The following is a 25,835-nucleotide window of genomic DNA, read 5'->3' on the forward strand; positions in this document are numbered from 1 at the left end:
TAAACAGATGAAACCTATGAAACAATATGTGTTATTATTACTTGTAATATTCTTTGGATGTGTTGCATGTGATGATTCGGATAATAAAATTAGTATGCAACCAGAGGCAACCGGAAGTTATACAGATGTGCGAGATGGAAACGAATATCATTGGGTTCGTTATGCCGGTTTGGAGTGGATGACAGAGAACCTGAAGTTTATTCCGGACAAAGGTGTTTTTGCTCCTGATTTGACCCCACTACCGGAAGGGTATTATAATGATAAAAGAAATGCCGAGTATTATAAAAATTTTGGAGGATTGTATGATTACGAGGCGGCTCTAGCCGCAATTCCGGAAGGATGGAGATTACCCACGGATGATGATTGGCTAAAGTTGGAAAAGGCTTTAGGAATGAGTATTAGTGATTTGGAACAATCGGGAAAACGGGGAAGTGTTCAAGGGGAATTGTTGCAACAGGGAATAGAAGGAACCGGAATTAATCTGCAATTATCCGGCTATCTGATACCGGATAATCGGGTTATGGAGGTGTACTCTTTCGTGAGTGTGTATGGTTTCTACTGGACTGCAACGATTGACGAGTCCAAGGTGGGAGGTAATACGATTTATTATCGACAGATTATTTATAATTCTTCCAAAGTTGTACGGAATAGTATGACAAAAAATAACTTGTTAAGTATTCGATGTGTACGTGATGCAACGTCGATAGAGTAGTGTGCTTGGAGAACTGGGAATCCCCAGTTCTCTCGTTTACTTAATTGTGTCTTTAGTTTTTGAGGTTGTTGATCATGAAAGGTATCTTAATGACTATTGGGATACCTGGGGAGTTTCATGTGTTTAAAAGATTGTATGTAAAAATTGTATGAAAGATTTTAATTAAATTGTATGGAAGAAGCTATTGTAAAAGTGGTGAATTTGTCCCATCGTTATAGTGTGCAATGGGCGATTCAAGGAATTAGTTTTGATGTTCAGAAAAATGGAATTCAAGGATTATTGGGCTCTAACGGTGCGGGTAAATCGACACTGATGAATATTATGTGCGGGGTGTTGAGACAGACGGATGGGGATGTTTATATAAATGGAATGAACACGAAGGATAACCCCGTGGAGGCAAAACGTTTTATCGGATTTTTACCCCAACATCCACCTTTACGGATTGATTTGACCGTGGAGGAGTATTTGACATATTGTGCTTATTTACGTTGGATTCCTTCTGCAGCAGTAAAAGAGGCCGTGGAGGAAGCTATGGAAAAATGTAAGATAACCCATTTCAGAAAGCGTTTGATCCGGAATTTATCAGGAGGATACCAGCAACGGGTAGGTATTGCACAAGCTATTATTCATAAGCCGGTTCTTGTTGTGTTGGATGAACCAACTAACGGGTTGGACCCAAACCAGATTGTCGAGATCCGACATTTGATCAAAGAGATTGCGGAAGAACGAACTGTGATTTTATCTACACATATGCTGACAGAAGTGCAAGCTATTTGTGATCATATCCGAATGATTGAAGAAGGACATTTGGTTTTTTCCGGAACGGTAGACGAATTTAATAATTATATTGTTCCGAATAGTTTGCTGGTAACTTTGAAACAGGCTCCACCTTTGAATGAATTGTTACAATTGGAAGGGATTGTTGATGGGGAAGAAATGGGAGATCATCGTTTTCGGTTGAGTTTTAAAGATGTGAATGGCGTGGTGGAACGCTTGGTGGAGACGAGTGTGGAGAAAAAATGGCAGTTAGTAGAAGTTGGGGTTGAAAAAAAATCGTTGGATGCCATCTTTGCCGAGTTATCAAAAAAGAAATAGTCATATTAAAATCAGGGATTTATGAAAATTATATATAGAATAGCTTTAGCGGAGTTACAATCTCTCTTTTATTCTCCGGTAGCTTGGTTGATTCTAATCGTGTTTACAATTCAATGTTCTTTTGCTTTTACGGGAGTAGTGGATGCAAATGTGGTACGGAAAGCTATGGGATATGGTGTTGGTAATCTTACTCTTGATATTTATGCGGGTATGCATGGTTTTTTCAAAACATTGCAAGAGTATTTATATCTGTATATTCCGTTATTGACGATGGGATTAATGAGTGGAGAGCTTAGCAGTGGGTCGATAAAATTGTTGTATTCTTCTCCGGTTCGTAATTCGCAGATTATTTTGGGAAAATACTTGTCTATGCTGGTGTATGGTTTGGTGTTGATAGGGATCATTTGCGTGTACGTGATTTATTCCGCTTTTGTTGTAAAACAACTGGATGTTTCCATGGTTTTGACTGGCTTACTGGGAGTTTATCTGTTGATTTGCGCTTATGCTGCAATTGGTTTATTCATGTCAAGTATTACCTCTTATCAGGTGGTGGCTGCTATGGGGACGTTGGCTATATTTGCTTTGCTGAACGTGATCAAGGGAATAGGGCAAAATATTGACTTTGTACGGGAAATTACTTATTGGTTGTCGATTAACGGTCGTTGTAACGAGTTCGTGCGGGGTATGATTTGTAGTGAAGATTTACTTTATTTTCTGATCGTGATCGTTCTTTTTCTAACTCTTTCTATTTTGCGTTTGAAAGCCATTCGTCAAAAGACACCTTGGAAGATTTCTTTGGGTAAATATACTGCAGTTGTGATAGTTGCTGTGGTTATCGGCTATTTCAGTGCCCGTCCTTCATTAAAATGTTTTTATGATGCGACTCGGACCAAACAACAAACGTTGACAGAGAATAGTCAGAAAATTCTGAATATGGCTGCGGGTGGGTTAACAATGACGACTTACGTGAATTGTCTGGATGAATTTAATTGGACGGGCGAACCGGGAAATAGGTTGTATGATCAGAGACAATTCGAACAATATACTCGTTTTAAACCGGAAATAAAGATGCAATACGTGTATTTCTATGATAAAAGTCAAAATGAAAGACTTTATTCTCTGAATCCGGGACTTACAGATCGGGAAATTATGGTTAAACTAAGTGTAGCACAAGGGCTTGATACAAATATGTACTTGAGACCGGAAGAGCTAAAGCAAATCATTGACTTGTCATCGGAAGATAACCATGTCGTGCGTGTATTGGAACGGGAGAATGGACGAAAAGTTTTTCTTCGGATGTTCCGTGATATGTGGATTTATCCGAGTGAGGCAGAAGTCTCTGCAGCTATTCGTCAATTGGTTGATGATGAGCTTCCTGTTGTGGGATTTTTAACTAGTCACGGGGTTCGGAATAGTGAAAAAGCAGGAGATCGAGATTATCGTTATTTTGTTCAAGAACGGGTTTATCGACGGGCATTGATAAATCAAGGATTTGCTATTAAAAATGTTAATTTGGATGATGAAATTCCAGAACAAGTAAATATTCTTGTTATTGCGGATATGCAGACAGCGCTTTCTCCGGAGGAAATGGAATCTTTGGAAAAATATATTGCTCGAGGTGGTAATTTGATTATAGCGGGAGACGTTGGGCGAGCCTCCGTGATGAATCCTATCATTGCATCTTTGGGTGTTCAATTTATGACAGGGCAGATCGTGCAGCAGAATAAAGACTTTATGATGGATTTGGTTTTTGCCAAACCGCAAGAGGATCTTGGGAATTTGTCTTATATGTTTGATGCATTGGGGGGACGAGTCATCACGATGCCGGGATGTGTGGGATTGAAATATGAACAAAAGCCGGGATTTACGATAACACCTCTTTTAATGAGTGAAACACGGGGATGTTGGAACGAGGTGGAAACAACGAATTTTATAGATGAGGAGGCTAAGTTAAACGTGAATGTAGGGGAGGTTGAACAAGCTTATCCGTTGGCTTTAGCTTTATCCCGGGAGATTGCGGGAAAACAGCAAAAGATCGTGATTTTGGGGGATGCGGATTGTATGAGTAATGCCGAAATGAAGGCAAATCGGGATAGAGTGAATGCCGGTAACGGGATGTTTATACTCGGAATATTTAACTGGCTGACAGATGGAGAGTTTCCGATAGACGTGCGTCGTCCGGCGACTCCGGATAATGATCTTTACGTAGGGGTAGACGGGATGAAGATAACACGTTATGCCTTCTGGGGATTTTCGCTCTTGTTAATGGTCGTTTACTTGTGTTTATGGTTCCATAGGAGAGGAAGATGATGAAATATAACATTATGATGTGTATTTGTTGGTTTATGGCCCTGGTGGGCTGTAAATCGACGACCACGGAATTCGGAATAACACTTTTGAATTATCCGGAGGAAGGAAATGTGTACTTGGAATTTGACACGATTAGGTATGAACTAACCTTGGATTCAACGGGTAAATGTGTGATTTTGCTGGACCAATATGGAAGTGGATATGGTGTCGTGAAATGTGGTTACACACAAATACCGGTGTATATCTATGAAGGTGGAGTGTTAAAACTTTCTTTTGACATGAAAGAGCCCATGGAATCTTTGCATTTTGATGGCAGTTTAGCTGAAGAAAATCGTTATTTGAATGATTCTCGGGTTCGGGTTCCGAAACGTGCTGATCAGTTGGATGAGCAGGCTTTTATACAGTGGGAAAATCGTTATTTGGAAGAACGTTATCGTTTTTTGGATTCGTTACATTTGGATGCTCGTTTTGTGCGAATAGAACAGCAACGCCTCTATGCTCTCCATGAATTGGCATTGTGTTATTATTTGATGATGCACCGTTATCAGGTTGACAATTATAAACCTTCAAAAGAATATCTTGCTTATTTATTTGGTGTTATTCGGGAGGATTCTACTCTTCTGAATTTGCAGGAATATCGAGATGCCATGGCCTTGTTGGTGAAAACATTGAGTACTCAGAATATAGACCCATCTGATTTATTATTGATGACTAAAGCTCAGTTGGAATGGATTGATGAGCATCTGAAAAATGATAAAGTCGGTGAATTTTTTGTTTATCAATTGATCATGGCCTACGTGGGAGAGAAAGGAATCGATCATTTCTCGGAGATTTTCCCTATTTATGAACGTTGGGTAAAGTCCGAACGTTATCGGAATGTATTTGCTGATTTATATGCTCGTTGGGATAAAATAGCTAAGGGAAGGAAAGTTCCGGAAATAGAATTTCTGGACGTGGAAGGGCAGGCGGTAAAATTAACGAATTTCAAGGGGAAATATATTTATATTGATGTATGGGGATCAACTTGTCCTCCGTGTCGTAAAGAGTTACCTTTTTTGAAAATGTTGGAGAAAGATTTTGTCCGGAAAAATATTCATTTTTTGAGCGTCTCGACAGATCGAAACAAACAAGCTTGGATAAAAGCGATTCAAGAGGAGGAACTTGACGGACATTTGTTTGTACCTCAGGATTTGAAAAAGTTCATGGAAGTTTTTCAGATAAAACTGATCCCTCGGTTTATATTGTTGGATCAGGAATTGAATATTATTACAGCTGACATGACGGCTCCTTCAGATTCGGAAACAAAAAAACGTTTGAATCAATTAGAAGGGATTTGATTGTAGAATGAAATTTTAAAGTATTTATCGAGGAATTGCGGCATCCGAGCAGCAATTCCTCTTTTTTTGTAAATCATTATCTTGGTATGTTATTTTTTTAGTTTAATAAATTAATTAATTTTGTCAAAACGAAGTCCCGGGCGTATTAATTACGAATACTATATGGCGAATGAACTTTTAGACAATAAGACTTTTGAGGATTTGTTCGAATTGCATTTCACGAAACTGATGGGTTTCGTGTTTAATTACGTGCGGGATGAAGAGGTGGCAAAGGATATTGTTCATGATGCTTTCCTGACGTTGTGGAGTAACCGGAAACGTCTAAATCCGGTTTATCCGGTGAAATCTTATTTGTTCACGTTGGCCCAGAATTGTGCATTGAATTATTTAAGGCATTTGCGTGTGGTGACCGGTAACGAGCAAGCCGTGACTGAATTACTGGAGGCTGCAAATGAGGAATTGGACGATTATGAGAAACGATTGGTGCGTTTGGAGGAAAAATTGGCGCAATTACCGGAAAAACAGCGAGAGGTATTGGTAAAATGTGTGGTGGAAGGGAAGAAGTACAAGGAGGTGGCGGAAGAATTAGACATTACCGTGAACACTGTAAAAACGCATATTACCCGCGCCTTGAAATTCTTACGGGATGAATTGCAGGAGGATCTGATCATGCTTCTTTTGTGTCTAAAAGGAATGTAATATTCATGTGTTCAGTTATTTATTTGTTATAGACGGGTGTCTGTAACCAGTATGCTGAATTTTTTTCAAAAAACTTTATTTCTCTTGTCGCCCATTTTTTAGGGGTGCGTGTATTAGCTGTAAAAAATAGAAAGAGATGAAGTATAGCGAGAAAGATATAGAGTTTGCTAATCAGATCCTTACACGTCGAAATGAATTGGATAACGGGCTAGTTGAGGCTTGGATGAGTGATCCGGAACACGTGGAGATGTTGAGGGAATTTGTTGCGATCCGGGAGGAATACACGAACTGGAATTTTGAGGTAGTAAAGGGAGAAGAGCGGGAACGTTTACATCAAGCCATTAGTCGAAAGAAAAAACGTCAACTGGTTACGCGCTGGTCCGTGGCGGCATCCGTCGTGTTGTGTGTTGCGTTAAGTGTATTGTATTTGTGGAATGATTCCTATTGGGCTTTTGAACAAAAATTTCCTCAACAGGTTAATTTAACCCAGCATAAAATGGCTAACGTGGAATTGATTTTGGCAGATGGTAAGCGTGTCCTGTTGGATGGTTCCGGGCAACAAATTCAAGATCATGGCGTATCCGGTATCAAAGATGATTCTTTGCAGGGATTGACTTACGTGCAAGCAAAGGCGTTGGATAAAAACGTGACGGAAGTTTTATACAACACGCTGAAAGTTCCGACGGGAGGTTTTTATCAATTAGAACTAAGTGATGGAACCCGGGTTTGGTTGAATGCCGAATCGGAACTACGGTTTCCTGTACAATTCGGTGTGGGAAAACGGGAGGTGTATTTAAGGGGAGAGGCATATTTTGACGTGCGGAAAGATACATCCCGACGTTTTGTTGTTCATCTGAGAGAGTCGAATGTTACCGTGCTGGGAACTTCGTTTAATGTTAAGGCATATGGGGATGAAGACTATATATATACCACGCTGGTGGAGGGGCAGGTGCGGTTTACCTCGGAGAAAGAACATGAAGAGGTGACTTTGCGGCCGGGTATGCAGAGTGTTTTGAACTTGAAATCGGGCAAAACAGAATTGAAAGAGGTGGAGGTCGAGCAATTCACGGCTTGGCGGCAGGGACGTTTTGTTTTTCCTTCCACTACTTTAGGGGATTTGATGTGTCAGTTGAAACGGTGGTATGATATTGATGTGGTTTATCTGGCTCCGGAGGCGAAAGGTTATGAATTCCGGGGAGCGATTAACCGGGATATGGATTTGAAAAACGTGTTAGCTATCGTGGAAAAAACGAGTAATGTTATTTTTGATATAAATGGACGAACAATAAAAGTGACAATAAAAAGTAAATAGGAGAAAAAACGAGGATTGCCGTCAACAACCCTCGTCTGATTCTCCAAAAGAGAACCTCAATAATTAATTTGAAATTCAAAGTTATGAAAAAAAAGTTTAGTTTGTGCCATTCCGGTACATACAGGGGATTTTTTAACCTATTCCATGGTGTGAGGGTTATGATATTCCTGATGCTGGTGGGGTTAACCCACGTGTCGGCAACGGCTTCCAGTCAGAATGCAGTTATTAATCTGAAATTAAAAGATGTCAGCTTGGAAGAGGCCGTCCGAAGCGCGGAAAAACAATTAAAACAGGATTTCTTTTTTAATAAACAGGAGATTGATGTGAATAAGAAAGTGTCCGTTGATCTGGAGAATGCCTCGGTAGCCGACTTCGTTCGATTGGTGTTCGGACAGAATTTCGGATACGAATTGGTCGATAACGTGATTGTTGTTTCTCGAAAACCGGCAACACAGGTGAACGTGAAATCCGTGGAGATTTCGGGTAAAGTGGTGGACAAGGACAACGCTCCGCTTCCGGGGGTAACCGTTCTGGTGAAAGGTACCAGTTTAGGTACGGCCACGGATATAAACGGAACCTATAAATTGTCTATCCCGGATCAACAGTCGATCGTGTTGGAATTCTCGTTTGTCGGTATGAAAACGAAAACGGTGACTTACACGGGACAGAAGGAGATCAACGTGGTGTTGGAAGAGGATGTGAGTGAAATGGAAGAGGTGGTAGTGACCGGTTACCAGAAAATCGAACGTCGTAAGTTGACGTCTTCAATTACCACGGTGGATATGGACCGTTTGCGTATGGTGAATCAGCCGAGTATTGATAAATTATTACAAGGGCAGGTACCGGGTATGACGATCGTGAGTACTTCAGGGGCTCCGGGAGCCGTTCCACAAATACGAATCCGGGGAACATCCACGATTAGTGGTAACGTTCAACCGTTATGGGTGGTTGATGGAATTATTCTTGAAGATCCGGTGGATGCTAATGTCGATGATCTTCTGAACAATAGAAATTTGATCGCATCCGGTATCGGAGGCGTGAATGTGGATGATATTGAATCGATCAACGTTTTGAAAGATGCCGCGGCAACTGCTATTTACGGGACGCGGGCTGCTAATGGTGTTATCGTGATCACCTCTAAAAAAGGTACGGCTGGTAAAACTAGGGTGACTTACAACGGGAGTATCACGATCGGTATGCGTCCGAAATTGAAAGATGCTTACATGATGAATTCCAAGGAACGTATTGACGTGAACATGGAGATGTTGGAAAAAGGGTTGTTAAAGGCCTCTTCCAATAGTGCCGGCCAATATGGTACTGTTTCCGATTTTGAACGTTATTTTATAGATGTACATGATCATAAGATGAGTTGGGAACAATTCCAGGATAGAGTGAATCAGTTGGAAACCGTGAATACGGATTGGTTTAAATATCTTTTCCGAAATTCGATAACCCATCGTCACAGTATTAGTATTTCCGGGGGATCGGAAACCACGACGTTTTATCTTTCCGGTAGTTATATGGATGAGCAGGCAACTGCTAAAAGCGTGGGAATGGATACCTATACAATGGCAGCAAAGGTGTTCACCAAGTTAAGACATAATTTGAGAATCGGGGGAATGTTGGACGTGAATATGCGTAATAACAAGAGTTTCTTTGCGTCCGATTCACGTGAAAATCCTTACGAATGGGCGATCTACACGACCCGGGCTCATAATGCTTATGATGAGAATGGTAATTTCAATTACATGTATTATAATGATTTGAAATTTAACTTCTTGGAAAATCGGGAGCAAGCTTGGAGACGATCCAAAAGTTTCGGGTTGAAGGGAACCGTGGATATCGAATGGAAGATATTGCCGGATTTGACGTTCAGCAGTTTATTCTCTTTCTCTAAATCGAACACGACTGATGTGGATGTTGCAACAGAGGATAGTTATTTTGTTCGTGCCCGTCAGAAAGATATGTATGATAATACCACTTTCGAACCGGTATGGCACGATGGCGGGTATCGTCAGAGTAAGGGAACGAATAATAGTTCTATCACTTTCCGTAACCAGATTTCATATATGCCCGTTATCAACGAAGATCACCGTTTCGATGTGATGGTCGGTCAGGAAATACGGACTTCTAGATATGAGGAAGAGACTACTCAAATTTACGGTTATGCTCATGATCGGGGACATCAACAAATTCTGCAATTGGATTTGATGGCAAAATTAGGTGTTCCTTACTGGACTGAGGACCTGAATGAAACGGCGGCTGTTTCTTGGTTCGGGGTAGCCGGTTACACGTATAAGAATCGCTACACGATCAGTTTCAATGCTCGTACAGATGGTTCTAATCGTTTCGGAATGAAAACAAATGACCTTTTCCAACCGCTTTGGTCTGTTGGGTTTAATTACCAGGTGAAGGAAGAAAACTTCTTGAGAGACGTGAAATGGTTGACTTATTTAACCTTGAAAGGTTCTTACGGTAGTCAGGGAAACGTGGCAGATGCTTATTCTGATTTAGTAGCGAAAGTGGGTACGATTGACGCTGTTAAAAACGAAAATTATTTGGTTATTTCTGCCCCGAAGAATCCGAATTTGAAATGGGAAAAGAACTATTCTACTAACTTAGCTTTGGAGTTCGGACTATTTAATCGTAGAATAGCCGGTACGTTGGAATATTACTACAAAAAAGGAGTTGATTTACTTGGAAGTAAACAAGTATCGTTGGTATCCGGGTTCTCGTCGGTTTCTGTAAACTGGGCATCTATGAAGAATACCGGTTGGGAGCTTTCTTTAAACACGATAAATCTTGATATGGATGGATTCCGTTGGACCTCTAATTTCAATTTTGGTTATAACTATAATGAAATACTGGACGCGTATTCAACCCCGACATATAGTTCTATGACTAATGCTCAGCGGACAGATTATGCATCTGCCGCTATCGTGGGTAAACCGATTAACGGATTGTGGTCATATAAATATGCCGGATTGAATGAAGAGGGACGTGCCCAGTTCTATGATGAGAAAGGGGAGAAAGTTCTGAAGGGGATGAATAATGTTGAAGGATTGGAGTATTCCGGTACGACTATGCCTTTGGTTCAAGGTGGTTTTACCAACACGTTTATGTATAAAAATGTGACGTTATCCGTGCTGTTAGTTGGAAACTTTGGAAACGTGATTCGTTTACGGAACATGACGGATGGACAGGCTTTTGCTTACCCGGAGGCAACACAAAATATGTCTAAGGAGTGGGCCTCTAGGTGGAGAAAACCAGGAGACGAGGCGTTCACGGATGTGCCGAGACTGGAGGCGAATGAGTTTGATGATGCCGTTTTCTATCCCTACCCGTCAAATGGAACGATGTATAATAACAGTGATTTAAGAACGGTGAAGGGCGATTTCGTGCGGTTGCAGAATATCTCCTTGAGTTATGACTTGAATTTGAAAAAACTACGAGATTTAGGTATTCAGAACATTCGCTTTATGTTACAAGGAAATAACTTGCATGTGTGGAAGGATTCGAGGTTAAAAGGACAAGATCCTGAGGCAACGGGAGCTGTCATGAAATATGGATCAACGAGTAGTGCTAATGTTTCTTTTGGGAACACGTATTTGCCATTGTCGCGTACATATTCGTTCTCGCTATCTGTGCAATTTTAATATTATTGATTATGAAAAAAATATTATATACTCACGTGTTGATGCTACTTACGTTGTTTAGTAGTTGTGATTTACTGGATATAAAGCCGGTGAACAGTATGTTACCGGTTAGCGTGGAAGATTTCGAATCTGTTTTATTGGGTGGGTACCCGCGGTCGAATTTCTTTATTAATACCGATTTGGCTACTGATAACGTGTATGCAAACCTGAATGCTTCGGCTGCTGTAACGAAATCATACGAACCGTGGTTTATCTGGGCGGCAACGCATCAATATAACGGAGCCGAGGATGGTTACTGGCAACAGTTGTATCAATCAATATTTTATGCAAACACGGTATTGGATGAATTTGCAGGAAAGACACCCTCTGCCGAGGAAAAAAATTTGTTTGAAACGGTAAGAGGTGAGGCTTATGCTTTGCGTGCCTATTGTTATTTTTATTTGGTGAATCTTTACGCTGAGAATTATGCAACGGAGAATCTGGAGAAACCCGGTGTTCCGATGCCATTAAGCGCTACGGATGTACATCAGAATACGCAGAATAACGTTCGTGTTGTGGTAGGTAAGGTATGGGAACAAATAGAGAAAGACTTGGATGAAGCAACCAAAGATTTGCAAGGGAAGGAAAGTAAGAGTAAGTATCGTTTTGATTACATTGCCTTGCAGGCTTTTAAGGCTCGAGTTTATTTGTTCATGAATAAATATGAAGAGGCAATTGAGGCGGCTTCGTACGTGATTGATGCCAAAGCTTTGTTTGATATGAACGAAATCCAGTCTTATTTGGACGGATTGGATAAAATTTCGAATGCGTTCAGTTATAATTACGGGTTTATAGACACGGATTACCGGAATGAGGTGTTGTTTTTCGTGGGAGGTAAAGCTAACAATAACCCGTATTATTATTACAAAACTCGGTTTAAACCGGCAGAAGAATTACTAAATCTCTGCAAACGTGATCCCAATACGGTCGATTACAGGCGGTATATATTCGAATCAAATGCCGATCCGGAAAGTGCTGATTACGTGGAACAGGGACCGACCGTGTACCGGATGTTTGCTACCCAACAAAGTGATTGCTATTATATCGGGTTGAAATTGAGCGAGGCTTATGTAACTCGAGCGGAGGCGTATGCCCGGACAGGCGAGAAAGACTTGGCTATTGCTGATTTGAATCGTCTTTTGGTGACCCGCATCAAGAAGGAGGATTATGTTGCGTTGGATAATGCTAATTTCACGGATGAGACTGCTTTGCAAAGAGTATTGGAAGAACGTCGGGTTGAGTTGGCATTTGACGGTGGAATGCGTTGGCTTGATTTGAGAAGATTGGGAAAACCGAGAATTCAACATGCATACGAGAACGGGCAAGTGTACACGCTGGAGCAGGGAGATTTGCGCTACGTGTTGCAAATTCCGGAATCGGAACAGTTGAATAGTCCCAATATGCCGTTGAATCCTAGATAAACAGTTGGTTTAATATTTATAAATATAGAATATCATGATAAAAGCTAGAAATATCTATTTGTTGTTGACCGCTCTTGTGTTATTTTTGAGTGGTTGTGACAAGGAAAATAAATTGTCACCGACGGAAGATTTGGGGATTGTCGATATGTTTTCCCCGGATGAAAATGCCGATCCCCGGGTGAAAGCGATGTATAATGATTACGGGGTTTGGGTACGTACTTATTTTAGTAGTATTGACGAACTGACGAATTCAATTTTGGCTGAAGATGCTATTGTCGCCATGCGTGGGGCGGAGAATTTGGAGGAAGAAAAGATTCCGGAAGTATTAAATTATTCAGAAGCGTTGCTAAGTAATGTATCTAAAGAGTATGCCAATTCATTTTTCCCGTTAGAGTTTTTCTACGTGAAACAATATGGCGCTCTTTATTGGATTTATCCCGTGAAAGCGTTGGGACGTAGTCGCTTAATCCTGATGTGGCCTAATACCACGGATGGTGCTATTCCGGTGACAGATCCGGTGAACCATTATTATCAGGATTCCGTGTTGACTTCCGAGGTGTGGAGAAAGTTGGGTTCAATGATCGTGGCCCGCATGGAAGAACCCTTGAAGGAGTTCGTGGCCGGTGGTAAGGCTTATGATGATGGTGAAGCTTACGAGAAATTGGGTAACGAGTATGACAAGGATGAGGAGGCATGGAAAGAGGAAAATCCGGATGCGGATGATGAAGACGAAGACGAGGTGAACAGTCGTCCGTACGTGATCAAATACAAAAATGCCGTGGCCGAGTTGTGCCGGAACGGGGGATATATCACGGGAGGAAGTTCTCGTTCTTTCGAGGGGGATTTCTCGGAATGGTTACGTTTACTCGTGATGGAGTCATACGAGAATATCAAGAAGGATTACTTGGATAATAGTAAATCGAGAGCGTTGAAATACGAGATTATAACTAAGTATTTCAAGGAATACGGTTGGGATATTCAAGCTGCGGGAAATAAGTACCGGACGGAATTTGACAAGTACAAGGCGTCATTACCCGACGGGGATTAACACGTTAATTTTTAGTGAATGAAAAGGATAATTTTAATGTTGTTGTGTTGTTTGTCCCTCACCTTACTGCGGGCGCAAGAGGGGGTAAGGTTCGAATCGCTTACTTTCGAGGAGGCCTTGCAGAAAGCGAAGGAAGAAAATCGGTGGATTTTCTTGGATGCCTACACTTCCTGGTGTGGTCCCTGTAAGGTGATGGCAGAACAAGTTTTTACGCTAGCGAAAGCGGGAGTGTTTTTTAACTCCCGTTTCGTGAACGTGAAGTATGACATGGAGAAGGGGGAAGGCCCAGAGTTGGCAAAAAAACTTGGTATCGGGGCGTATCCGACCTTCGTGTTGATTCGGCCGGATGGTGTGGTTCATGATAAGTTGGTTGGTGGGATGGATGTTGATGGAATTATTCAACGGGTGGAACATTCCATGAAACAGACAGAGACCGTGGGAACATTAGCCGTTCGCTATGAACAAGGCGAGCGGGATAAGGATTTTTTGTTGAAGTACTTACGGGCTTTGTCGGATGCGAGTGAGGTTCGCCGGTTGAGAGAGGTTGCCGGAATTTTATCCGGGCAGTTGACGGATATTGAGAAGATTGACTCCACGTGTTGGATTTTGTTTGATAATAATGATTTGGCTCCGTTTCATTCTGAGAATTATTGGTTTTTACTGGCGCATAGAAAACAATTCAGTCAACAGGTAGGACAGGAAAAGGTTGACCGACGTTTAGGGATGCTTTACACGGGTGTTTTGTCATCCATTGTTTGGGGGCGTGACACGAAAACAACATTTGCTGATGTACAGGAGATCGGGAAAGTGATTCGGACGTTGAAAACGGATGATAAAAAACGATTGTTAGCGTACGTGAGCTTGGCTAATGCTTACAAGGAAAAGAATACCAGTGAATTGTTGAAAATCAGTAAAAAGGCATTTCCAGTTTTCTCTGATGCTGACGTGATGATGATGGTAATGCCCGTATCGGTCTATTTCCGTACCCAAGAGGATAAAGCGGCGTTGAGAGAATTTATACCGGTGGGGAGGACTGTTGTTCCAAATCTGAAAATACAGGAGAATGTAAACTACGTAACCTATTATTTTGACGAGTTGGAAAAGCAGATGTAGGGTTGAATGTTGCTTTTTGGATGGACCGTGTGGTGGTTGGGTGGTCCGGGATTCCCCGGATCACTTTTTTTATGTCTTAGGACAAGGAATTGCTTTTTGCTATTTGAGAAATAACAAGTGCTACTATAGTATATTGAAAGAAACCGTTTAAGTCTTGATTATGTAGGGATATAGATAGAAATGAGGAGGACTTTTAGGATGCATGAAGGTGATGAAAACGAGATAAGTCGTTCGTATCTCGTTTTTATCTTGTCTTTGTCTCGTCTTTAAGGGACTTACTGGGGATGATAATGGTTGTTCATCGGTTGGAAATACCCGCATCCGGCGTGAGGAAAAATATTTAGTAGGTTAACTTGTTTTTGGGTAAATGTTGTTATAATCAATGTTATAGCTTACATTTTGTCGCTATGTGTTCGTTATCCTATCGTTGAAACTGGCTTCTATAGGAACGAAGAGATGACGAAGGGAAATGGGAGGGATAATAGTAGGATGTAAGCTTGGGTAGGGAGGAAGACAAAAAAAGGAGCGAAAAAGTGTGCTTTCAAGTAGGTATATGAAAAATGGCGATAAGTGGTTGGTCTGTTTGAATTATTTTATATTTTTGAAGATCAATAAACGAACGTTTAATAAAATTTTCGCAGTATAGCAATATTGATTGTTGGTCAATAATTTCATATCTTTCATATATCTCAACACCAAAGAATTATCATATTTAACTATTTTCCTACTCCATGCAATTTTAAGATGCATTAAACGTTCGTTTATTGCTTGATAAATTGTAGATCAATTAAGACGTAAGAAGTTGGAAATGAATTTGGATGAAGATCGGTCATATATTTCGGGGTTACGGAAACGAGACACCCGAACTTATGAGGTCGTATTTAAAAAATACTATCAGCCACTTGTTATGTTTGTTGTGCGTCATATTGGTAATGAGGATGTTGCAAAAGATATTGTACAAGATATTTTCTTTAAGTTATTTGAAAGTAGTTCTTCCCTGCCTGATGATTTTCTGCTAAAATCATGGTTTTATCGAGTTGCCCGTAATGCTGCGGTTGATTATCTGCGTCACCTGCAAGTGGAGGATAAGTATAAGTTTCTGATGGCAGAAGCGATGATTAGTATCCCGGATATAGATGAAGAGATTGACGAACAAGTGTACGCTAAAGTGAATTTAGCTATAGAGAGTTTGCCGGAACAATGTAGGTTGATTATTAAGTTGAACGTGTTGGAGGGGAAGAAATATCAAGAAATTGCAGAAGAATTAGGAATCACGATTAATACGATTCGTACACAGGTGTCCAGAGGATATAAGAAATTGCGGGATATTCTCTCGGAAGAGGTCGATTCTTCTGTTTTATTTTTCATGTTTCTGAAAAATAAATAGCCGAATTCGTTCATGTTATCCGGGATATTTGCAGGATATTTACGTTATAGTTTCTTTAGTGTCTCGTTAAGAGGTCAACGATAGGTTAACGATAGGTCAACGATAGGTTAACGATGCAGACAATGGATTTTTATTTGATTTTGTCTTGAAATTGAATGAAAGTATTAACGAGACATCGGTGAGACTTGTTTACAAGTATTACGAGGGATGGATGAAGTCTTTCCAAAAATATTTTTCATATTATTCGGAAAAAAATTGAAATTCTTGTCACACAAAATAAATGGCTGTCCGTTATAGGTATGTTTTTAAGACTGGAATTATGGAAGATAAAACTATACCGGCTAAATTAATTTACCGAAAGATTAAAGGAAAGCTTTCTGCGGTGGAGGAGGAACGTTTTGATGCATGGCTAAAAGAGGGATGGGAACATCGGGAATACTACGAGCGGATGCAGAGAATATATCAGGAAGAGAATATGCAGGAAGTTGCGGTAGGAAAAATTCAGGATGCATGGGAGATGTTTGAAAAGCGTGTACAAGGACGGTGGCGTGTAGAGAGGAAACGGCGTTGGATGTGGGGAATGAGTGTGGCGGCATCTGTGGTGATCGTGCTTTGTTTGATAATGTATTATCAGGTCAACACGAGGAAGGACATGAATATAGCCGTACAAAATATTGTGCCGGGACAGTATAATGCTATTTTGGAAATGGCTGATGGGTCCACATACCATTTGGGAGAGCAACAAGGCTCGTTGCAAGAGAAAACGGGGAGGCTGATAAAGATTGATAGTACACTGGTGAGCTATCTGCCCGTGAGTAACAAGCAGGAAATACCTCAAGAGATCGTGTACAATAAATTGAGCGTGCCCAGAGGGGGGGAGTACCGGATCGAATTGGAAGATGGAACAAAAGTATGGATGAATTCGGAATCTTGTTTACGGTATCCGGTTGCTTTTTTTAATGATATGCGAGAAGTGTATTTGGAGGGAGAGGCCTATTTCGAAGTGCAACGGGATGTGGATAGACCTTTTATTGTTCATTCCGGTGAACAAAAAGTGACGGTGTTGGGAACGAGTTTCGGTATTAGTTGTTATGCTAGTGAGGTAAATGATTACACGACGTTGGTTTCAGGAAAAGTAAAAGTCGATTTTGAGCGGAGAAAGCAAAGTTTTGTGTTAGAACCGGGAATGCAGGTTGTATATAATAAAGAGAGTGATGTTGCCACGGAGAAGAAAGTGGATGTTGCGGAATTTGTGGCTTGGAAAAATGGGAAATATGTATTTAAACAGAAACGTTTGGTGGATATTTTATCCACCTTGTCTAGGTGGTATGATTTTGAGGTTTTCTATCGAAACGAAGACGTGAAGGAGGTCTTGTTCTCTGGTGAGCTGAGGCGGTTTGATGACTTCAGTTACCTGTTGCAATTGATAGAACGTACGAGTGATGTGAAGTTTGTTATAGATAAAAAGATAGTACAAGTAATGAGATAAAAGCGAAACAGGAGAATACGGCAATATCCTCCTGTCACATATAAGCCGGCAAGCTTATTTGATTGTTTAATTTTACACTACAAATCTATGAAAAAAAGAGGTAAACTGTGCACACCTTTTCAAAAAAGGTGGTGTCAAAAAATTCTTTTATTAATGAAACACCTTTGTATTTTTTTGTTCGTGTTCAATTTCGGATTGAATGCGGCGGTTCATTCTCAGAACCAGCGAGTAAGTATTGAGTTAAAGAATGCGAGTATCGAGGAATTGATTAGGGCGATCAAGAGCCAGTGTGACATGGGATTTTTGTATGATTACAGCAAAACGAAATCCGTGAAAAATATCACGGTGAGTATGCAAAACGTTTTGTTGTCGGAAGTTCTGGTAAAGGCATTGGCGGGTACTGGTTTCGTGGCAGAGATCGAAAATAATATGATTATTATTAAAGAGGCTCCCCAAAATCAACAAAAAGAGGCCCGAACGATTAGGGGGCGGGTGACTGATAATGCAAAGGCTTCTCTGCCGGGAGTAACGGTTTTGATCAAGGGAACATCTATCGGTGTCGTGACGGATACGGCAGGAACGTATCAGATCACATTGCCGGATCAGAAGGAGGTTATCTTGGTTTTCTCTTTTGTTGGAATGGAAAATGTTGAAATTAAGGTTACTCCTGAACGTCAGGTGTATGATGTCATTATGCAGGAGTCTCGTACGGCCTTGGATGACGTGGTGGTTACCGGATTTTTCACGAAAAATAAGCAGAGTTTTACCGGATCGGTAAAAACAGTTTCAGTTGAAGAAATCAAAGCAGTTTCCAACACGAATTTGATCAGTGCTTTAGCGATGTTGACACCGGGCCTCAAGCTTGTGGAGAATAATCAAGCCGGTTCGAATCCGAATCACCTTCCGGAGATTGTCATTCGTGGAACTTCTTCTTTGACTACCGAGGCGGATGTTAATCCGAATCAGCCGATTATTATTTTAGATGGTATTGAAATTACGCTTCGGGATTTGTATGATCTTGATATTAACGAGATTGAACGAGTTGATGTGTTGAAGGATGCGTCGGCATCCGCTTTGTATGGGGAGAGGGCTGCCAATGGAGTCATTGTTATTGAGCGGAAAAAAATCTTGAATGACAAGTTACGCTTGACTTACAATCTGGATGGATCGGTTGATTTTCCTGACTTGACAACGTATGATTATTTGAATGCGGCGGACAAGTTGGAATTTGAACGAAGGGCCAAGTTGTATGATTTCGAGAATAAGTATGATTTGGAGGATTATAATCGGAAAAAATTATTGATTTCTAAAGGAATGGATACGGATTGGATGTCCAAACCTTTGCGTACAGGTTATACGATCGGTAATTCGATCGGAATTAGCGGTAAGGGAAATGATATGACTTATCGGGTGAATGCCAATTTGAGAAATGTGAAGGGGGTTATGAAGGGCGATTATCGAAATACGTATAGTGTAAGTGTATTTCTGTCTTATCACGTTGCCAATAAAGTAACGGTTTCTTACCAAAGTAATTATTCCGGCGTGAAGTCAAAAAATAGTCCTTATGGGACCTTTTCCGATTACGTGACTTTAAATCCTTATGATAGTCCTTACGATGAAACCGGTGTTCTTGTTCAGAAATTGTCATGGGATGTCAATAATCCTTTGTATGAGGCGAAATGTGGCAATTTTGACAAGACTTCTGATAATACATTTACGAATACGGTTAATATCCGCTGGGATATTATGAAAGGTTTGTATTTGACGGCTAATGGTTCGCTTGTGACGGGGCAATCCAATCAAGAGATTTTTACTTCTCCGACTTCTGCCGTTTATCTGAGTGAAGAGGATTTGACGAAAAAGGGACAGTTATTAGAGAGTCATAAGAAATCTTTGAATTTGAGTGGAAATTTTGTTGTAAGTTATAATCGGCCAATCGGGGATAACAGTTTGTTGACCGTGAATGTTGGTGGTGATATTTATAAAGATGATTCGAAATCTCATAGTTTTGTTGGAACGGGATTCTTGAAACCGGAATTACATTCACCGCAATATGCCGCAACGTATCAAGAAGATTCACGTCCTAGTGGCAGCCAAAGCTTGACGACTAGAGCCGGTTTTTTTGCTTATCTTAATTTTATCCTGCAAAATAAGTATTTTGTTGATGGGACGATCCGTCGTTCCGGTTCTTCTCAATTCGGGGCGAATAATCGTTATGCTCCTTTCTGGTCTGTTGGTGCAGGTTGGAATTTGCATAATGAATCGTTCTTGCAAAGAGAATGGCTTGGTACGTTGAAACTTCGTTATTCTTACGGAGTAACTGGGAATATTTCTTTCCCGTCTTATCAAGCTATTACGACCTATACTTATAACCAGGATAATTATTATTTACATGGTATGGGTGCCGTTCCAAAACAGATGGGGAATAAGGACCTTACTTGGCAGTCGACGAAAACTCATAATATCGGTTTGAATGCGGATTTCTTGGATAGTCGTTTTAGTTTGACTTTTGATTATTATATTAAAACAACGGATGATTTGTTGATAGACCAGACGATTCCGCCATCTATTGGAGAAACGACGGTCAAGAGTAACTTGGGAAAACAACGCAATAAAGGTTACGAGTTTGATATTTCTGCCGTATTGGTTCAAAATAAAGATTGGCGATTTAGCTTGAAAGTTAATGGTTCTCACAATAAGAATAAAATTTTGGCAATCAGTAATGCCTTGGCAGCGACTAATGATGTGGCTAATGAATCCAGTGCCGGTAAACCGAAAGTATTGTATAAAGAGGGACAATCCACGACAGCGATATACGCGGTTCGTTCTGCCGGAATTAATCCAGCCACGGGAAAAGAGGTTTTTATCAACAAGAACGGAGAGTATACTTTAACTTATAATACAGACGACAAGGTTGTTATTGGAGATGAGGCTCCTAAATTGGAGGGATCTATTTTCCCGATGTTATCTTTTAGGAATTGGTCGTTAAATATTAGTATGTCTTATAAATTTGGAGGACAAACTTATAATTTAACTCGTGCCGAGAATGTTGAAAACGTGGACCCGAGGAAGAACGTGGATCAACGGGCGTTTGACGAGAGATGGACAAACGTGAATGATCTTTTCCCTTATTTGGATATTGCAGACACGGAGTCAAGGACCAATTATCAGAGTAGTCGATTTGTAGAGGATGATGATATATTAGAAATTAACCGGATAGAAATTGCTTATGAATTCCGTTCGAATTGGCTTAAACAAATTGGTTTTAAACGGTTACGCTTATCGGCTGGAATGAATGATATAGCCCGTTTGTCGACAGTGAAATACGAGCGAGGAACTTCTTATCCTTTCAGTCGAGGATTTTCTTTCACGATTAGTCCAACTTTTTAAACCACAAGAGTCATGAAAAAATTGAAATATATACTGATTATTTTCTGTTTCACGTTTCACTGTTCATGTGATAGTTTTCTGGATGTAAGGCCGGAAGGTGAAGTGGTGAACAATGAACTTTTTAAAAATGCAGCGGGTTTTGAGGATGCTATTTACGGAGTATACTCGACGTTAGCCGGGCCTTCTTTTTATGGGCGTACGATGACCTATAATTTTAATGACGTTTTGTCGCAATATTTCTTTCATGATTGGCCGGGAGACGTTACGCTGAAGATTTGTAACTTCGAATATAAGGATGCTTTGGTTCGTCCGACGGTGGATCAGATCTGGGGTGGGATGTATAAAAATATTTCCTATGTTAATAATATTCTGGAAAATTTGGGCCATCATAGTGAGAGTTCTTTGCCATTGTATAACGTGTATAAAGCGGAATGTTTGGCTTTGAGAGGTTTTATGCATTTCGACATTCTTCGATTTTTCTGTGAGAATATAGTGAATAACCCTTCGGCTCAAGGTATTCCTTACGTGGATAAATATGATTTGACTGTTAGTCCGTTTTTAACGGCAGAGGCCGCTTACAGGAGAATTATCGAAGACTTGAAAGCTGCGGAAGAAATTATGCAGGAAAACGGGGAGTATTTCGACGACGCTGATAAACAAAATAATGAATTCTTGAAAGATCGCCAGATTCATATGAATTTATACGCTATTCAAGGAATGTTGGCTCGGGTGTACTGGATGAAGGGTGATTTAAAGACGGCAGCAGAGTATGCCCAAAAGATTTTGGATTGCAAATATTTTGAGTTGGTTGATAAATCTGAAATTGAGGATTTGATAAATGGAGTTCTTTCTCCTAAAGAAACAATTTGGGGATTATTCTCTGCCAATTTTTACACGAATGTTCGGGCTGATCTCTACTTGTCTGGAGGTTCTTCTAGTTTGTTCTTGAAAGCTGATCATGATGATACTTACATGGCTGATAAAGAGGGTACGGATTATCGATATGAAAAATGGTTTAAGAATTATAGTGCCATAGAAGCAAGTGGTATGCGTTGTATTAAAGTTTTGGATACTTATGAATTGAATTATGCAACACGTTCGGATGCCAGAGTGAAGGGTGTGAATATGCTTCGTTTGCCAGAATTGTATTACATTATTACCGAATATTATTTAAGTATAGATAATCAGACTGAGGCTGTGAAGTATTTCGACAAAGTGTTAGTTTCCAGAGGACTTACAGGTTATGCCGATCGTCAAGGTGCTACGCTTACTTTAGAAAAAGTTATTCAAGAAAGAAGGAAAGAGCTTGTTTGTGAAGGTCAATATTTTTTCACACAGAAGAGATATAATCAAAATATTTATGAGCCTAAAAGCGGTAAAATCTATCAGGCGTCTAATGACATTTATGTACTTCCGCTCCCGGAAAATGAAACTGAATACAGATATTAATTCGATATGACTATGAAAAAAGCATTTGTATATTTATTATTTTTTAGTGGTCTTATTTCGTTATTTTCTTGTGAAGATACCGATTACCAGATATACGATAAGAATCAGAAAGATAAGCTGTTTTTTACGGAGGATTCTGTCCAGTTTACTTATGGGTTAACCCGGGATCAAGATGTCGATTTGAATGTGGAAGTGAATTTAATTGGTTTTGTGGATCTGTCACAGAACAAGACGTTTAAAGTTGAGATCGTGAAAGAGAAGACGACAGCTTTAGAAGGAGAACATTTCACGTTGGCAGAGGAAAACACGATTCCTAAAGATTCGGCGGTGGCGTATGTCCCTTTGGATTTTCACAAGTTACAACTTGAGAAGAACAAAGAATACGTGTTGACGTTACGTTTGGTAGAGAATGAAAATTACGTGCCGACGGATATTAGAGAGTGTATAATCTTGTTTAGCAACAAGGATATAGAAGCTCCCGTGTGGTGGCAATCCGGTAAACTTGGGGAATATAATCAGGAAAAGTTAATTCTGTTCGTTGATTTTTATCACCAGTCTAAAGAAAAGAGTCCTGTAATCTATGAACTTATTCGAGAAACATGGGGGGAGAACTTAGATCAAGGGACGGCAACGAACTTATTGACAATCTATCAGTATCAGGGATATTTGAATCGTTATATTTTGACCCCGATGTATGAATATTATTTAGAGAGTAATGATCCGATGTATCAAATTCCTAATCCTAATAATTAAGCCATGAAACGATTATATTATATCATATCATTTCTAGTTATTCTGTTTTTGTTCAATTCTTGTTATGATGATGATTCTTCTCTTGCCGTGAAAGAGATTGCGGAAATTCAGGTAACAAGTAACGTGAAGGATACCATTAATCTATATTTGGGAGATAACATTTCCATTAAAAATCAGTATTCTTATACGGGAGATGACATCAGTTGGCAATGGAGTATCGGTAAATACACGGAAAATGCGGTAACTGATCAGGTGTCGACTGTCTTTAAAGAGATTAGTACGGAGCCGGATTTGGAATATAAAACAACGGATTTGGGACATTATTTCCTTCGTTTGGTGACTACCAATAAATATGGGAGTGATATTAGATATTATCACGTGTTTGTTAATTCCGAATTCGAAGAAGGATATTTGATCTTGGGTAAAAGAGAAGATGGAAAGGGGAGCCTCGCCTTTATGAAGACTTTGACACCGGAAGAAATCGCTCAAGGATTACAACCGGAGTTTCGACAAAATCTTTTTGCTTACACGAATGATGGAGAAGAATTGGGTGAAGGACCCATTGATTGCGATAAAGTGTACGATAAACTTTATATTATGTGTGGTAAAGCTCAAAAATTGTATCAGATAGATGCGAAATCGTTTCAGTTGGTACATGTGTTTGATTACTCGATCTATGGAAATGATTTTGTACCTCAGGATTTAATCTCCTATGATTCCAAGTATTGCCGTGAAATTTATAGTACCTCTCCTAATGGTGGAGTTGCCAAGGTACAAATTGCCGATTTGGAAATTTTCCCGTACACGGATCTTCCACAGAACATAAAATTTACCCGGACGTATGATAGACCGAATTATTCTGCCTCTAAAGTGATCGCTTTTATTGATGATGTGAATAGTAAGATATACGCAAGTGGTTTTAATGCAGCGGATTTTAGTTTCAGTTATTTCCCTTGTTATGACTATTTTGATGGACGTGAGATTATTCAAGTATTTTTCGATGTGGATGGAAATATGTTGGTCTACACGATTAAAGAGGATAAGTATTATTTAACTAAGATCGGATCAACTTTAACGAGCTTTGAAACGTTGCAGCTGGATGTGGTGTATGAAAGGGTGTGTACAGAGAATACAACCTTATTCAATAAAAATTCTGTATTTGAAGTTAACGATCCTAGTTCTTGTCTTTTCTTTGGAAATCAGAATATGGTATATAAATGGACTTACAATCAATCGGAAATTCCATCAAAGGCTTTTATTACCTTGCCTGACGGTGAGATTATTAAATGCATGAACCAGTCTGCAGATCATAAACAGCTTTATGTCGGGACTTATAATAGTAGTCGTTCCGATCTGAAAGGTTCTTTGTATATTTATGATAGTGATACGGGGAAAGCTATTGGAAAGCCTTATGAAGGAGTTGCAGACGAACCGGTTAAAGTAATGTATAAAGTAAAATAAATAATGATGAGTAAAATTGTATTTTTTATCTGTGTGGTTGGTTTACTTGTTCCAGCCACTCTCGTGGCTAAAGTTGAGAAGGTAACTTTAAAAGGAGCCATAAAAGGTCTTGGTAATGAAGAATTGATTCTTATGAATAGTGACCGAAGTGAAATAACCCGTACGAAAACGAAAAACGATCATTTCGAGATCGTGACAGAAGTGGAGACTGGGGATCTACGTTATTATATTCTTTATGCGCCATCGGTGGGCCCATTAGGCCCTTCTATGGCAATTCCTACGATTCACTTTTTTATTGATTCTCCTAAAATAACCGTGGTGGCTGAACTCAAAGATAAACAGATGCGTTTAAAGTCTTTGAAAGGATCTCCGGGATGGGAAGAACATAATAGAATTCTGGAATCTTTGCCATCAAGTTTGACGATTCAGAAGGTGTATGATCGTTATAATCAAGCTTTTCATGAATATAACGAGGTCGAACAGACTGAGGAAAATATGAAAGAATTGAAAGCGGCAAGTCATGCGGTAGATGTTTTGCAAGGGCAAAGACGTGAGGAGATATTCGGTTTGTTACCTCAATATACGACGAGTATGCCTTTCGCTGTCATTATTTCGTCTTATTTTGGAATTGATAACATTGATGAGGCGGAAAAAGTGTGGAATCAATTTGATCCTTCAATTCGGCATTGTTATGCGTTAAAGCAATTAGAGAACTTAATTCAGCGTGGCAAAAATTGTGCAGTTGGACATGAGGCTCCCAATTTTGAATTGATTACCTCTACTGGTGGAAAAATTGCGTTGTCTTCTCTTCGTGGGAAATATGTACTCATTGATTTTTGGGCCTCTTGGTGCGGACCTTGTCGTCGAGAGATTCCCAATATTAAAAAAATATATGCGGAATTTAAGGACAAAGGATTACAAGTTGTGGGTGTTTCTATTGATAGTTCCGATAAGGCTTGGAAGAAAGCGTTAGAGGAGGAGAATATGGATTATTTGCAACTTTATGACCCGGAGGGGATTACTTCTAAATTATATAATTATAATGGAATTCCTTTTATTATATTGATTTCTCCGGAGGGAATTATATTGGAGAAGGGACTTCGGGGTGAGAATATTCGAGAGAAAATCACGGAATATTTGAAGTAAATGAATTTGAAAATATGT

General features: G+C 39.9%; 17 protein-coding genes. All 17 read left to right on the top strand.

Translation table 11 applies throughout. The annotated features are described in order from the left end of the window. Nucleotides 1-7 precede the first annotated feature (7 nt). The 17 genes from F1644_RS19060 (at nucleotide 8) to F1644_RS19140 (ending at nucleotide 25,817) form a co-directional block, all read left to right on the top strand. Nucleotides 8-712 carry a fibrobacter succinogenes major paralogous domain-containing protein gene (locus F1644_RS19060; protein ID WP_087421782.1) on the top strand — a complete coding sequence of 235 codons (705 nt, stop codon included), beginning with the start codon at nucleotides 8-10 and terminating at the stop codon, nucleotides 710-712. Between the two features lie 171 nt (nucleotides 713-883). After that, the gene (locus tag F1644_RS19065) at nucleotides 884-1,807 is read left to right on the top strand and encodes an ABC transporter ATP-binding protein (protein WP_087421783.1); all 924 of its coding nucleotides are present in this window, start codon (nucleotides 884-886) and stop codon (nucleotides 1,805-1,807) included. Between the two features lie 21 nt (nucleotides 1,808-1,828). After that, nucleotides 1,829-4,117 carry a Gldg family protein gene (locus tag F1644_RS19070; RefSeq protein WP_118304906.1) on the top strand — a complete coding sequence of 763 codons (2,289 nt, stop codon included), beginning with the start codon at nucleotides 1,829-1,831 and terminating at the stop codon, nucleotides 4,115-4,117. Nucleotides 4,118-4,131: 14 nt separating this feature from the next. Beyond that, entirely contained in the window at nucleotides 4,132-5,454 is a 1,323-nt protein-coding gene (locus F1644_RS19075; protein ID WP_158571887.1) for a TlpA family protein disulfide reductase, read from the top strand. 162 nt (nucleotides 5,455-5,616) lie between these two features. After that, nucleotides 5,617-6,153: an RNA polymerase sigma-70 factor gene (locus F1644_RS19080; protein ID WP_087421786.1), complete on the top strand. Its 537-nt coding sequence runs from the start codon at nucleotides 5,617-5,619 to the stop codon at nucleotides 6,151-6,153. 136 nt (nucleotides 6,154-6,289) lie between these two features. Then, nucleotides 6,290-7,465, top strand: a complete 1,176-nt coding sequence (locus tag F1644_RS19085; protein ID WP_118304908.1) for a FecR family protein — start codon at nucleotides 6,290-6,292, stop codon at nucleotides 7,463-7,465. Between the two features lie 83 nt (nucleotides 7,466-7,548). Continuing rightward, the gene (locus tag F1644_RS19090) at nucleotides 7,549-11,121 is read left to right on the top strand and encodes a SusC/RagA family TonB-linked outer membrane protein (RefSeq protein WP_118304909.1); all 3,573 of its coding nucleotides are present in this window, start codon (nucleotides 7,549-7,551) and stop codon (nucleotides 11,119-11,121) included. An 11-nt stretch (nucleotides 11,122-11,132) separates the two neighbouring features. Then, on the top strand, nucleotides 11,133-12,581 hold the full coding sequence (locus F1644_RS19095; protein WP_087421789.1) for a RagB/SusD family nutrient uptake outer membrane protein: 1,449 nt from the start codon (nucleotides 11,133-11,135) through the stop codon (nucleotides 12,579-12,581). A 34-nt stretch (nucleotides 12,582-12,615) separates the two neighbouring features. Then, nucleotides 12,616-13,629 (top strand): hypothetical protein, encoded by a 1,014-nt coding sequence (locus F1644_RS19100; RefSeq protein ID WP_118304910.1) that lies wholly within the window; start codon nucleotides 12,616-12,618, stop codon nucleotides 13,627-13,629. Between the two features lie 18 nt (nucleotides 13,630-13,647). Continuing rightward, nucleotides 13,648-14,742, top strand: a complete 1,095-nt coding sequence (locus F1644_RS19105; protein WP_118304911.1) for a thioredoxin family protein — start codon at nucleotides 13,648-13,650, stop codon at nucleotides 14,740-14,742. 808 nt (nucleotides 14,743-15,550) lie between these two features. Beyond that, nucleotides 15,551-16,129, top strand: coding sequence for an RNA polymerase sigma factor (locus F1644_RS19110; RefSeq protein WP_118304912.1), 579 nt, complete (start codon nucleotides 15,551-15,553; stop codon nucleotides 16,127-16,129). Nucleotides 16,130-16,448: 319 nt separating this feature from the next. Then, nucleotides 16,449-17,618: a FecR family protein gene (locus tag F1644_RS19115; protein WP_158571886.1), complete on the top strand. Its 1,170-nt coding sequence runs from the start codon at nucleotides 16,449-16,451 to the stop codon at nucleotides 17,616-17,618. Between the two features lie 153 nt (nucleotides 17,619-17,771). Then, the gene (locus F1644_RS19120) at nucleotides 17,772-21,008 is read left to right on the top strand and encodes a SusC/RagA family TonB-linked outer membrane protein (protein ID WP_168044425.1); all 3,237 of its coding nucleotides are present in this window, start codon (nucleotides 17,772-17,774) and stop codon (nucleotides 21,006-21,008) included. 12 nt (nucleotides 21,009-21,020) lie between these two features. After that, nucleotides 21,021-22,457, top strand: a complete 1,437-nt coding sequence (locus tag F1644_RS19125; RefSeq protein WP_118304915.1) for a RagB/SusD family nutrient uptake outer membrane protein — start codon at nucleotides 21,021-21,023, stop codon at nucleotides 22,455-22,457. Nucleotides 22,458-22,469: 12 nt separating this feature from the next. Then, complete coding sequence (locus tag F1644_RS19130; protein WP_158571883.1) at nucleotides 22,470-23,210, top strand: DUF4843 domain-containing protein; 741 nt, start codon at nucleotides 22,470-22,472, stop codon at nucleotides 23,208-23,210. Between the two features lie 3 nt (nucleotides 23,211-23,213). After that, complete coding sequence (locus F1644_RS19135; RefSeq protein WP_118304917.1) at nucleotides 23,214-24,671, top strand: hypothetical protein; 1,458 nt, start codon at nucleotides 23,214-23,216, stop codon at nucleotides 24,669-24,671. Nucleotides 24,672-24,677: 6 nt separating this feature from the next. Then, complete coding sequence (locus F1644_RS19140; RefSeq protein WP_158571882.1) at nucleotides 24,678-25,817, top strand: TlpA disulfide reductase family protein; 1,140 nt, start codon at nucleotides 24,678-24,680, stop codon at nucleotides 25,815-25,817. The last annotated feature ends 18 nt before the right edge of the window (nucleotides 25,818-25,835 follow it).

The sequence above is a fragment of the Butyricimonas paravirosa genome (assembly GCF_032878955.1).
GTDB classification, from domain to species: Bacteria; Bacteroidota; Bacteroidia; order Bacteroidales; family Marinifilaceae; genus Butyricimonas; species Butyricimonas paravirosa.